An 11,581-nucleotide genomic window follows, 5' to 3' on the forward strand; every position below is an offset into this window, starting at 1 on the left:
CCGGGCCCGGCTGTAGCCGACCACCGCCCAGCCCGGCGCTAGCAGGTCGACCTCCTGCCGACCGCCCGTCCCGCGGCGATAGGGCAGCCAGAGGATCCGCCGCCCATCCGCCCGCTCCAGGGTGCCGGAGAGCAGCAGCCGCACCGCCGATAGCGCCAGCAGCGGCTCGATCGGCGCCGACCAGGCGGCGGCGACATCCTGGACGGCATCCCGGCCGCCGGCGGTATCGGCCTCGTTGAGGCCGGGCAGGTGATGCACCTCGTCGACCACCAGCAGGTAGCGATGCCGGCGGAAGGCGGCGAGGTGCAGGTCTGGGGCCGCGGCGATCCCCTGGTAGGTCGTCACGTAGCCAGCCAAGCCCCGGCAGGGGTCGCCCGGGGCATTGTCGGCGGCGCGGACCGAGAGGTCATGCCCCAGGGCCTGCCGCCAGGCCGGGTCGGCGAAGACCTCCTCGGCCTGCAGCCGCAGGCTATCGCGCGGCACCACCCAGCAGATCCGCTCGCAGATGCCGGCGGCGATCAGCGCTTGCGCCGCCAGCACCGGCAGCAGCGACTTGCCGCCCCCCGGGGTGACCGCGGCGAGGACATCACGGACCTCGGCCGCCTCGCCGGCGGCGATGGCCTGGACCACCTTCAGAAGCTCGGACTGGTGACTGCGCAAGGATCGCGGGATCAGGCTCTACTCCTGTGGCGGATGCGCCGCCGGCCAGTTATGTCATTTCGCAGAATCACGACACACGGCAATCCACTTCCACTGCCCTAATGTCACCGGTAGCCTGATGCAACGCCATCGTAGCCATCGTGTGGTTTCAGTCTGGCGTCGCTGGTGAGATAGTGCCCCGGCTGGTGAAGGCCACCAACGTCTCGGCGTGGCCGCATTTCGGACAGCGCTGCGGATGGCAGGCCCGGCAGTAGGGACGGCCGCATTGGAGGCACGGCGCCAGCCCTGCCGGCGCCACCAGATGCAACGCGTCATCGCATGCCAGCCGCGTCCGCTCGGTCGACCAACTTGCCTCGCAGGGCGGCAGTTCCAACCGTCGGGCCAGAGCGTTCCAGTCCAGCGCCATAATCCGTTCGGCCTTGCGGCGGCGGATCTGCACGGTGAGCCGATGCACGGGCATCACCAGCTCCAGCGTCCGGACCCAATCCACCGTGATGCGCAGCGCGTATTTATGCGCCAGATCATCGAGCTTCGCCCGGTATTCCTTGGCAATCGCGGCAAGGCGCATTTGCTCGCGCTGGTGACCGGTGTCGGCCGCGGTCAGTTGCGCCGCTCGCTGCCCGGCTTCCCGGTGCAGGTCGTTGTGGTATGCGTGGAGCCGGTCTAGGTCGCGGACCAATCGCCGGTGGAGCCCGGTCATGAAGGGCGCCAGCGCCGTCTCGACCCGCCAGGGCAGGGCGTGCTGCATCCGCTCGATCAGCCGCGGACCCTCCCAATCCGCTGGCAAGACGGTCCCGGCCGGTATGGGGCTGTCTTCATGCTCGGCGAGCCAGGGTACCATCCGCTCCAGCATCGCCTCCGGCATGGCGCCGGTCGCCAGATTAATCGCCAGACGCTGCGTGCCCTCACGCTTCTCCTCCGACAGAGCTGTATAGCGGAACTCCAGCACCAGGTAGCGGGTCCAGGCGGGGGCGGCGCCAAGCAGACGGAAGGTAGCATTCTCCAGTCCCAACTCCCGCTCCAGCAGCGGCTCGGCATCCGGGGCTTTGCGGGTTTCGGGATCCAGCACGCGGCGGTCCCAGCGGCCCCGTTCACCCAGCACCCTCCCGAAGCGGGCAAGCCAGTCGCTTTCGATGCCGACCCGCTGCGCGCCCTCGGGCGGGGTCGTGCTAAAGCCCAGACGGCAGAACTCGCCCACCTCCAGCGCCTGCTGCAGCGGCGGCGGTACCAGCACCTCCAATCCCTCGGATCCCAGTGGTTCGACCAGTGCGCCGCCCTCCGTCAGCAGGGCGGCAACGAAGCGCTGCATGCGGCCGTCTTCAAGCGGCATCCAGGTCATTCCCAAACAGCGCCTCGTCCAACTGCTGAGCGTCCTCGTACTGCCGCCGCGCTGCCAGCAGCTGGCCTTCCAGTGCGTCGAAGGCGGCGGCACGGGCCTCCTCGGTGCTTTGCAGCCAGGCATCAAGTACCAGGGACGGGAAATCCTGCTGCTCGTCGATCTCACCCAGGATGGCGCCCACCTCGCCGACCACCAGCTCGAACATGTTGATCTTCTCGTCGAGGATGCGGAGCATGGCATCCTCGATGGTACCCGCGGTCACCAGGTTGAACACAAAGACCTCGCGGGTCTGGCCAATCCGGTCGATGCGGCCGATCCGCTGTTCGATCGCCATCGGGTTCCAGGGGATATCGAAGTTCACCAAAGTATTGCAGAATTGCAGGTTGCGTCCCTCGCCACCGGACTCGCTGCACAGCAGCAGCGTGCCGGTTTCGCGGAACGCCGCCACCGCCGCGTCCTTCTCCGGCCCGGACATGCTGCCATCGAACAGCAGCGGCGCTAGGCCCTGCCGGCGCAGCAGTCCGACCAGATGGGTCATGCTGTCGCGGTGGTGGACGAACACCATTTTCTTCTCGGCCGGGTTTTCCGCCAGCAGCTTCAGCAAGGCCGCCTGCTTGGCGCCAGAAGGTACTGCCCGGTATCGCGTCACCAGTGCGGCCCAGCCCGGGATGTCCGGATGCCGCTCGGCAAAGCGGGATACCGCGGCCGCGGCCGCGGCCGGCGAGGACCCCGCCGCGGAGAGCAGGTGCTGCACCGCCAGCCGTGCTTGGCCGCCGGTCGCCGCGGTGCGGGCAAGGGCGGTCAGTTCCTGGTAGCAGGCTGCCTCGGCCGCATCCGGTGTCGCGCGGATGGTGGTGGCATGGCGGCGCGGCAGGCGCAGCGCCGCAAGTGCCCGGGTGTTACGCACCATCACCCCCCGCATCAGAGCGCGCAGCCGGTCCTGGTTGGCTGGCTCGCGCGGCTTGCCCGGTGTCATGTAGGCGGTGCGGAATTCCTTCTGGGTGCGGAAGATGCCGGGCTGCAGCAGGGTCAGCAGATGGTACAATTCCAGCAGACTGTTCTGTACCGGGGTCGCTGACAGCAGTAGCAGGAAGCGCTTCTGCAGGGCATTCACCAGCCGGTAGCTGGCGCTGGCCTGATCGCGTAGGTGGTGCGCCTCGTCGACCACCACGATGTCATAGGGGTGCTGCACCAGCAGTTCGGCGTGTTCGCGGCGGCGCGCCATGGCGATCGAGGCGATGATGCAGGGCTGTCCCCAGAAGGCGCCGGGATCGCTGCGCGCCAAGGGATCATGTGTGGTCGCGCAATCGATGCCGAACTTGGTCGCCATCTCATCGCGCCACTGACCGACCAGCGGCGCCGGCACCAGGATCAGCAAACGCTCCGCCATGCCACGCAGCAAGTATTCCTTGAGCACCATGCCGGCTTCGACCGTCTTGCCCAAGCCCACCTCATCAGCCAGCAGCACCCGGCCGCGGTACTGCTTGAGCACCTTGCGGACCGTCTCGATCTGATACCAATGCGCTTCCACACCCTGCAGAGTAGGCAGGCACAGCAGTTCGTCGAAACCTTCAACCAAGCCAAGCTGCGTCAGCTCTCCGCGCAGCCGAAACCACGCCGGCTCGGGCGTGCCGCCGGAAACTTGAATGGCATCCGGATCACCGAACTTGAACGCCAGGCCAAGGGACACCTCCAGGCGCGGCAGATCGGGCATGGACGGTGGTGCCTCGACAACCATGGTCACCGGCTTCGTCCTGGCGGATGTTGCAGGGGGAGCTGACTGGTCGGCGGGTTTGCCAGTGGCCCGCGGCGTGCCCTGGCGAGCTTTCCGTTGCTCGCGCTGGTGATAGGTGCGGATTTCCGTCAGCTGGGTGAACAGCCAGCCCGCCATGGCTTGGCCGCCGATGAACCAGCATATGGCATCGTAAGGATCGAGCAGCCCGTCCTGCTCCAGCAATGTCCAGGTCCGCGCAGCGTGGCCTTTGCGGGCGAGGGCAAGCGCGGTCAACAAGGCTACCGCTTTGTCCGCCTCAAACTTCCACTCGAACCGCTTGAGGAAGGTGATCGCCCGGTCCGGTTGCCCCGCCACGAGCGCGGCGAGCGCTGCCAGCAGCAGCAGCGCAGAATCGCCCGGACAGGCCCGCACTGCAGCATCTGCGATCCGCAGCGCATCCGGCGAGAGGTCGGCAAGGACCGTATGCAGCTGCTCCAGCCAGTACGATCTCGCATCTTTCCGCGACCCTGGAGGCCCTCCGCCAAGCCCTGGCAGAAGGGCTTGGCGGGGCTTGCCGGCCGTGGGTGGGCTGCTATCCATCCAGCATGTATCCCCTGGCGCTGTGCGGGATTACAGCCCGCCAGCGCCCCTGCGGCAATCATCCCATCGCGGATGACGGCGCCGGAATGGGCCGAGATGATAGGCCGATCAGGCCTCCGACAGGGTCTTCGACGGCCGGCGCGGAAGCTCCAATCAGACGATGGACGGCTGGCCGTAGCTGCCTGTGGACTGGTGCGATGATTCGCCGCCGATTCGCAGCTTTGCCCCCGCCAAAGGCCCGACGAGCGTGACCATTGGCTAGGACGGGCAACGATTCGCTGATGGTGCAGTCTCCCGGCCGAACAATCGGACGTCATGGGCGGCAATGGCCGCATCCTCGCTTACCAACGTTAGGTCCTCGACGCGGGATTGAGCGACAAGCATGCGGTCAAAGGGGTCAGCACGGTGACGCGGCAGCCCTCCTGCGGCGACGGCATGGCCAGCATTGATCGGCAGATGCTCGTAGCCGGCCTGCGCCAGCACCGCATCAAGCTCCTCAAGTGGGAATTCCAGCCGCCCGAGCACACGCTTGATGGCGATCTCCCAGACCGTGGCGGCGCAGATCCTGCGGCGAGGTCTTCGGGCTAGGGGGACAGGTCAGGGAGGCCGCGTCCGTTTTGCCGGGTCGCACATGCGTCAACGCCAGACGAATTTTGTCTCATTGTGACATGCCGCTTGAGCGGCAAGCGATGCGTTCTTCCTGGATTGTAGTTGAGGAGGCCGCTGATGGAGACGTCCGCCCACGTCCAGCCCTGCCTAGACTGCCACCGCGCCTGCACCGAGGCCGTCACAAACCTGTTGCACGGCAGGATCAGTCCGGGCTACGACGAGAGTGTGCACCTCGTCGTTCTACTAGATTGCGCGCACATCTGCGTCGTCTGCGCCGACTTCATGACGCGTGGCTCGGTGCACCACAAGCACGTCTGCCGCGTATGCGACGAAATCTGCGAGGGCTGCGCGGTGCTGTGCGAGAAGTGCCCAGATCCAGACGACATTTTTAGCGCTCCGCCGAAATATGCCGACGCTGCGCTACCGCCAGCCGCAAGACAGGTAGTTACCACTGCGTCGTCCCGTCCGTCGCTGGCCAGCATGCTACATTGATAGCGGAGGCACGTGAGTATCAAAAGGGACGGAGTGGCGCCGCATATCGTCGTCAAAGCCGCCGTGGCGGATGGTGCATTCGCCTCGTGAATCGAATATGTCTGCGGTGTTTGCTGCCCGAGTCATTGTCTGTTGCGGTCACCCAATCAGGAGATAAGCACATGCCTGTTTCAAATGCCCTGCTCGGCGCTGTGATCGCCGCCGGAATCTCCGCCATGGCGCCTCCAGCGATCGCGGACGGCTTTGCTGATCGGGACTTAATATTGGCGCAGGCCACCGGACAGCAGGAACAGCGCCCGCAGGGTCCGCACTTCGACCCGACGCAGGGCGGCGGCCAGCAACCTCACAACCCGAACGCCGCGCCCACCCAATCCGGCGGTCCTCCGGCGCACTTCGACTCTACACAGGGCGACGGCCAGCAACCGCACCGTCCAGATACCGCGCCCGGCCGGGCCAGCAGCGGACCGGGAGCGCACTTCGACTCCACGCAGGGCGGCGGCCAGCAGCCGCACACTCCAGGCCGCGGCGCGCCCCAGCCCGGCCGCTGATCAGAAGCACCAATGACGCCCACCATGTGGCATCCAGAGGCCGGGCGTACGGCGCCCGGCTCGACCGCATCTCCGGAAAGGTGACGCTGCTCCGCTACATCGCTGCCATGCGTTCATGAGTGCTCACGTCGACGATGGCCTCTGCCAAGACCAGCTTGTGGGCCATCGCCGAGGCTGGCTGACCCTTAATTCGGAAATTAAACTCATGACGCTCATCTCGAGCAGCTGACAGGCTAACTTACCCCTGAGCTGTTCCAGGCGCATGGCATAAGCGCGGGCAGTGGCGCTGAGATGCTGCTATTCTTTGGCGACAACCGTGAGCGCATCCGCTCCGAGGTAAGGAACTAACGCGAAATAACCGAATCAAATCGGATATCTGGTTTCAGGGGTGCAATTCACCCGGTAGGAATGTCAAGCGTCCATCTTTGTCAGTAAGAAGCCGACTTATCTTGCTTCATGAAGGCTTTTTGCCTGCAAATGCCCGACCGGAAGCGGAACATGGACAATACGCAGGCGTGGATAATTTCGATACTTTTTACATTGGTTTCTGGTGCGGCCGAAGGTCAACAGAAAAAAGTAATGACGGAAACAAAGCATTTGGCCAATGGATGGCAGGGTAAATGGCTATGGGTAGCCAGGTCGCGTGCGCAGTTGTGGCCGTTAATGCCGATTATGACACATTTTTGTTGAACATTTCTCCCGATATGCAGACGGAACAGCCAATTCTTAGTGTATCAATAATAAGAAAGTCAAATTTTTCAGGCGGATGAGCTAGTCTTGATTGGGATTAGCAGGCGGTCATTTATATTCCCTCGTATTCTGCACTTGCTGGGCCGTCCGGCGTCGATGCTAATTTTCGCGCAGTCGGAGCAGGAAAATCGAGTTTTCCTAGAGATGACGGATATCCTGTTTACGGGTCAAGAACAGCCAATCAAAATTATTGTTGGGCATGGTCGTCTAATGGAATTCTCACTACAGGATTTCAGACCCGCCATGGCAGAAGCGCAGCGGTGCGGGGAACAACAAGGCTATGTTTCACTCGCGCCCAACAGCCCGATACGTTAGCTCGACTTAATTCATTCAGGCAGCTTGGCAAATTGCGTAGGCAAAGTCCTTCACGGAAAGCAGAAAGAAGTTTCGGTGGTTAGTGCGAAATAGATATGGATGGTATCGAAATGAATTCAGCGTTTAGAAGATCTCAAGATGAAGGTGGCGCTATTGGTGGTGCAGGGTGGTTTCGCTACAACGTAACTGACTTCGAGGCATAACATCCATTAGCGAATGATCGGCGACTTTAGATCGGCAGGTAACGCACATGCACCTTCTGCCTCTGCACTTCTTCGCATTACCACCCGTAAGTTCATGGCCGAATTGTAAGAATATTGCCAGGGCTACCGTGCAAGGCGTCAAGCGTTGCACATACGCTGTCAAGGAGATCGTAAGACAATGAGTGGACACGCAGCTGCATCCAAACCTTTTCTTAGCGATGTTAAAGCGTTACGTGAAAGAGCCCGTCAGCATCTCTCTGACGGGGCAGTCACTTCTGCCTACATTGGCGATGTAACGCAGACCATAGCAATCCTGCAGACTGTGTTGGCAACCGAGATCGTTTGCGTTCTACGCTATACGATGCACTCCATTGCGGCGACCGGGATTTCCTCCGAAGGCGTCAAGAAGGAGTTTGCGGCGCATGCCCGTGAAGAACAAGAACATATGAATACCGTGGCTGAAAGAATTAACCAACTCGGCGGTAAGCCTGATTTCAATCCTGAAGGCTTGGCAACACGCGCAACTTCACAATACGCGGAAGGAGAAAATCTGGTTGATATGATCAGGGAAAATTTAATCGCAGAGCGCATTGCCGTCGAACATTACAGAGAGCTAATTCGATATTTTGGTAATGACGATGCCACGACGCGGGTTATGCTGGAAAGCATCCTTGGGGTCGAAGAGGAGCATGCCAACGACATGCATGATTTGCTAGTGGCTCATGAAGGCCAACCATACTTGGAGCGGTAAAGCCCGCCATATTATGTTGAGTTGGTAAATCCTTTCCAGCAGTGGGCGTACTGACGCTCAGCGGAGGAGTGCCAGGGCGTTTTGGTTGAGTCGCCCCAGTCCTTGTTCAGGCGTTGGTAACAGTTCAACCGAGTGATGGTACACTCCACCATCCATCACTGCGGCAACACGACGAACTTGCCGCCGGTAGATCGCCTGGCAATTTTCATGTTTACGGTGCGGCAGACCGTCATGCCCGCCTGGACTTTGGCCCTTGTAACCGGCATTGGCTGAGAGCCTTAGCGTTAACGGATAAATCTTGAACAACGTCGCCATCAGCAGCATTCTGCCATCGCAATTCTGGAAATCGACCGGGTACGGCTCTTGCTCACGATTTCAGACGCTTCGGGCGCCCTCATCCATCGCTGCGGTGAAAATCACCACCTCCTTCCACGCCGCCGTCGTCCAGCGCTGGTTACTGGCCTGCGCGCTCGGTGAGGCCAGCAATTGCGCTCGCCAGCGCTGCAGTGTGCCGATACTGACGCCGACCTCGCGCAAGACCACCTTGAAAGCCGCACTCTCTGGCGGCAGCCGCCGTGCGACAATGCGATCCCCGAATGTTTGTCCGCATCGCGCCATGTCTCATCAACCGCGCCCCCTCACCGCGCAATCCTATCCAAGCAAAAACTCGTCTATCATAGGGGGGGTGCACAGGGTTCGAGGTGCTTAGCTCGACTCGTATGAGGCGGATCGGCAAGCGGCTTTGTCATGGCGAGCGTCGTTTGGGCGGGGGTGAGCCGGGCAATAGCAGCGAAGGGCTCGCTGCTTCACTCGTATCCGGCGGAACATGGCGTTCCCACCAAGATGCCTCATTCAGGGCAGGCCGGCTCGGGGTGGTGGGACCTATCTTTGGCAACGGTTTTGAAACCCCGTCGAGCTCCGGTCACACACCACCCCCGCCCGGCACGACGCGTCGAACAGCGACGCTTCGGCCGAACCTTGTTGATCAGACGCTGGCCGTCTTCAGGCGCGCTCCCTCGGGCACCAGGCCGGTTGTGACGTAGCGCCACAGGGCGACCAGCAGCTTCCTTGCCAGGGCAACGGCCGCAATCTTGCGCATGCGTCCGCGGATTTCACCGACCCGCCCGGTGAACCAGTGCGCGAGGGCGCTTCCTGGTTGGTAGCGCAGCCAGAGCCAGGCGAGCTCGACCATGCTCTTTCGCAGGAGAGGGTTACCCGCTTTGGAAATGCCCTGGTCCCGCTGCCGATCACCGCTGGCAAAGTGGCTGGGCGTGAGCCCAGCATAAGCAGCGATTTCCTTGCGGTTGGCAAAAGAGCGGTACAGCGCCTCGCGCACCAGCACCGTTGCGAGTTCGGTACCGATCCCGCCGAGCTTGGAAAGCAGCACGACCTTCTCGACATCAGCGTCCTCCGCCACCGGCTGGGCGACCGCCGCATCCCGCTCGGCCTCTGACGCCGCGATCTGCTCAAGGACGAGTTCCAGGCGCGTGAACTCGCGCTCGATCTCCCGGCGCAGGCGCGGCGGCAGATCACGACCGTCCCCGGTGCGCAATTCCCCAAGCCGATCCCATCGGCCTTGGCGAAGGGGCTGAAAATTGTAGATGCCCTGTGTCGCCAGTAGCCCCTTAACTCGGTTCACGTGCTGAACGCGCTCTGCGATCAAGCGCTGGCGCTCGCGATGGGTGCGCCTCGCGTCCTCCCGCTCCACCGAGGGCACCTGCACCATATTACACGCAGCCCGGTCGCCACGGCACCAAGCCATGAGCGCTCGAAGCAGCATCGCCGCATCCAGTCGGTCGGTCTTGGCCCGCCGTGCCCTACGGTCCACCTGCAAACTACCCGGGTCCATCACCCAGCAGGTAATCCCCTCGGCAGTGAGGCGGCGCTGCAGCCAAAACCCGTCGTACCCGGCCTCATAACCGAGGACGATCTGGACCTCCTCGCCATCCGCAGCCCGCTCACGGGCCTGCAGGCGCCGCAATAGCGCCAACAGGCCATCGGGATCGCCTCCGTCTAGCCGGTGCGACGACACCTTTCCACTCGGAGCTGCCTGTGCGGCAAGGAGCCAAGCGCTCTTGCTGAGCTCCAGAGCAACAAAGACCACAGCACCATCCTGGGGTGCTACGACGTGCTTGATCTGAGACATCGGCCAACTCCCTTCAGGTTTGGAGGAGCCCAAATACTGGCCCAATCCCCGGCGGCCTGCATGGTATCTTTGGCCATTTCCTGGGCTGAGGCGGCGAAGCGGGAGGTCGGCTAGGATGGTGAGGTCTGAGATGGTCCCCGGATCTCGGACAGATGGTTAAGCTCGGTCCGCCTCTGAGAAGGACGGACCCGGATGACGGGCAAGCGGACGCGGTATTCGGCGGATTTCAAGGCGAAGGTGGCGCTGGAGGCGCTGCGGGGTGAGCTGACGACGGCACAGCTGGCGGCCCAACACGGCATTCACCAGACGATGGTGGGCGAGTGGAAACGGCAGGCCATGGAAGGGCTGACGGCGTTGTTCTCTGGCAAGTCGGCGGCGCAGGAGAGCGCTAAGGCGGCCGAGGCGGATGTCGAGAAGCTGCACGCCAAGATTGGCCAGCTGCTGGTGGAACGGGATTTTTTGGCGAAAGCGTCCGGTCGATGAACCTGGAGCGGCGGCGCCAGATTATCGAGCCGAGGCATCCGCAGCTGTCGATTGTGCGGCAGTGCGAGTTGGTCTCGATCAGCCGGTCGGGGTTCTACCACCGGCCTGCGGGCGAGACTGCGCTGAACCTCGAGCTGATGCGGCGGATCGACGTGCAGTTCCTGGAGACGCCCTGGTACGGCTCGCGGCAAATGGCGCGGCATCTGCGGCGCGAGGGCCACATGGTCGGCCGCAAGCGCATCCGACGGCTGATGGCGAAGATGGGGCTTACGCCGATCTACCGTAAGCGTCAGCCTATCACCACGGCTTGACCATCTGGTCTGAGGTTCCACGGCAGCAGGTCATCGATCCTGCTTGCGAGGTGTCCCTTCGCCAGCCGGTCGAGCACGGTGGTGATGTAGGCCTCTGGGTTGTGGCCGTTGAGCTTGGCGGTTTCGGCGATGGTATAGATGACGGCAGCACGCTCGCCGCCGGCATCGCTGCCGAGGAACAGAAAATTCTTTCTCGTCACGGCAATACCGCGCAGCAGCCGCTCGGCTAAATTGTTGTCGATTGAGAGCCGGCCATCCTCGAGGTAGCGCATCAGTGCGTCCCAGCGGCCGAGTGCATATTGCAACGCCTTGCCCAGGTCCGACTTGCCGGAGATCCGGCGTCGCTGCGCCTCCATCCAGTCCTGCAGCGCCGCGAGCAGTGGTTTGCTGCGGGCCTGGCGCTCGGCGTGGCGGCACTCCGGCGGCAGGCCGTTGATCTCGGCCTCAATGGCGTAGAGCGCCTGGATCCGCCGCANCGCCGCGAGCAGTGGTTTGCTGCGGGCCTGGCGCTCGGCGTGGCGGCACTCCGGCGGCAGGCCGTTGATCTCGGCCTCAATGGCGTAGAGCGCCTGGATCCGCCGCAGACCCGCTTCGGCGATCGGTGACTTGGTGCGCTCGAACTCATCGAACAAATAGCGGCGTGCATGCGCCCAGCTTGCG

The 11,581-nt window shown here is 63.0% G+C and carries 11 protein-coding genes and 1 pseudogene; 4 read left to right on the forward strand and 8 right to left on the reverse strand.

From position 1 onward, the window contains the following. The 4 genes from QWZ14_RS01565 to QWZ14_RS31885 form a co-directional block, all read right to left on the reverse strand. The coding region (locus QWZ14_RS01565; RefSeq protein WP_290314798.1) for a DEAD/DEAH box helicase at nt 1-660 on the reverse strand (660 nt) is incomplete at its 3' end. Nucleotides 661-808: 148 nt separating this feature from the next. Further along, nucleotides 809-1,999: a hypothetical protein gene (locus tag QWZ14_RS01570; protein ID WP_290314800.1), complete on the reverse strand. Its 1,191-nt coding sequence runs from the start codon at nt 1,997-1,999 to the stop codon at nt 809-811. Then, nucleotides 1,980-4,313: a DEAD/DEAH box helicase gene (locus tag QWZ14_RS01575; protein WP_290314802.1), complete on the reverse strand. Its 2,334-nt coding sequence runs from the start codon at nt 4,311-4,313 to the stop codon at nt 1,980-1,982. The genes QWZ14_RS01570 and QWZ14_RS01575 overlap by 20 nt, the downstream gene beginning before the upstream one ends. Nucleotides 4,314-4,571: 258 nt before the next feature. Further along, a complete protein-coding gene (locus tag QWZ14_RS31885) occupies nt 4,572-4,838 on the reverse strand; it encodes a type II toxin-antitoxin system VapC family toxin (RefSeq protein ID WP_353959253.1) in 267 nt (88 codons plus the stop codon). A gap of 737 nt (nt 4,839-5,575) precedes the next feature. Here QWZ14_RS31885 and QWZ14_RS01585 point away from each other — a divergent pair. The 3 genes from QWZ14_RS01585 to QWZ14_RS01595 all read left to right on the forward strand — a co-directional run bounded on the left by QWZ14_RS01585 (nt 5,576) and on the right by QWZ14_RS01595 (nt 7,981). Beyond that, complete coding sequence (locus QWZ14_RS01585) at nt 5,576-5,962, forward strand: hypothetical protein (RefSeq protein WP_290314804.1); 387 nt, start codon at nt 5,576-5,578, stop codon at nt 5,960-5,962. Between the two features lie 498 nt (nt 5,963-6,460). Further along, nucleotides 6,461-6,652 (forward strand): hypothetical protein, encoded by a 192-nt coding sequence (locus QWZ14_RS01590; protein ID WP_290314805.1) that lies wholly within the window; start codon nt 6,461-6,463, stop codon nt 6,650-6,652. A gap of 756 nt (nt 6,653-7,408) precedes the next feature. Then, a complete protein-coding gene (locus QWZ14_RS01595) occupies nt 7,409-7,981 on the forward strand; it encodes a ferritin-like domain-containing protein (protein WP_290314806.1) in 573 nt (190 codons plus the stop codon). Between the two features lie 57 nt (nt 7,982-8,038). Here the strand turns inward: QWZ14_RS01595 and QWZ14_RS01600 are convergent, their stop codons facing one another. The 3 genes from QWZ14_RS01600 to QWZ14_RS01610 form a co-directional block, all read right to left on the reverse strand. Next, nucleotides 8,039-8,305: a hypothetical protein gene (locus QWZ14_RS01600; protein ID WP_290314807.1), complete on the reverse strand. Its 267-nt coding sequence runs from the start codon at nt 8,303-8,305 to the stop codon at nt 8,039-8,041. Between the two features lie 51 nt (nt 8,306-8,356). Continuing rightward, nucleotides 8,357-8,518: a hypothetical protein gene (locus QWZ14_RS01605; protein WP_290314808.1), complete on the reverse strand. Its 162-nt coding sequence runs from the start codon at nt 8,516-8,518 to the stop codon at nt 8,357-8,359. Between the two features lie 448 nt (nt 8,519-8,966). After that, the gene (locus QWZ14_RS01610; RefSeq protein WP_290314809.1) at nt 8,967-10,127 is read right to left on the reverse strand and encodes an IS110 family RNA-guided transposase; all 1,161 of its coding nucleotides are present in this window, start codon (nt 10,125-10,127) and stop codon (nt 8,967-8,969) included. Nucleotides 10,128-10,319: 192 nt separating this feature from the next. On the opposite strand from QWZ14_RS01610, the pseudogene QWZ14_RS01615 reads away from it, so the two are divergent. After that, nucleotides 10,320-10,915 (forward strand): annotated as a pseudogene (locus tag QWZ14_RS01615) (IS3 family transposase); the annotation flags it as partial. Here QWZ14_RS01615 and QWZ14_RS01620 read toward each other — a convergent pair. Beyond that, nucleotides 10,900-11,553: an IS66 family transposase gene (locus tag QWZ14_RS01620; protein WP_408903515.1), complete on the reverse strand. Its 654-nt coding sequence runs from the start codon at nt 11,551-11,553 to the stop codon at nt 10,900-10,902. The pseudogene QWZ14_RS01615 and the gene QWZ14_RS01620 sit on opposite strands and share 16 nt — an antisense overlap. Between the last annotated feature and the right edge of the window lie 28 nt (nt 11,554-11,581).

The organism is Paeniroseomonas aquatica, assembly GCF_030409335.1.
GTDB classification, from domain to species: domain Bacteria; phylum Pseudomonadota; class Alphaproteobacteria; order Acetobacterales; family Acetobacteraceae; genus Belnapia; species Belnapia aquatica.

Coding starts and splice junctions, on each gene's coding strand:
- QWZ14_RS01610 (WP_290314809.1), bottom strand. CDS start 10,127: ATGTCTCAGATCAAGCACGTCGTAGCACCCCAGGATGGTGCTGTGGTC.
- QWZ14_RS01575 (WP_290314802.1), bottom strand. CDS start 4,313: ATGGATAGCAGCCCACCCACGGCCGGCAAGCCCCGCCAAGCCCTTCTG.
- QWZ14_RS01600 (WP_290314807.1), bottom strand. CDS start 8,305: ATGCTGCTGATGGCGACGTTGTTCAAGATTTATCCGTTAACGCTAAGG.
- QWZ14_RS01570 (WP_290314800.1), bottom strand. CDS start 1,999: ATGACCTGGATGCCGCTTGAAGACGGCCGCATGCAGCGCTTCGTTGCC.
- QWZ14_RS01590 (WP_290314805.1), top strand. CDS start 6,461: ATGGACAATACGCAGGCGTGGATAATTTCGATACTTTTTACATTGGTT.
- QWZ14_RS01595 (WP_290314806.1), top strand. CDS start 7,409: ATGAGTGGACACGCAGCTGCATCCAAACCTTTTCTTAGCGATGTTAAA.
- QWZ14_RS01585 (WP_290314804.1), top strand. CDS start 5,576: ATGCCTGTTTCAAATGCCCTGCTCGGCGCTGTGATCGCCGCCGGAATC.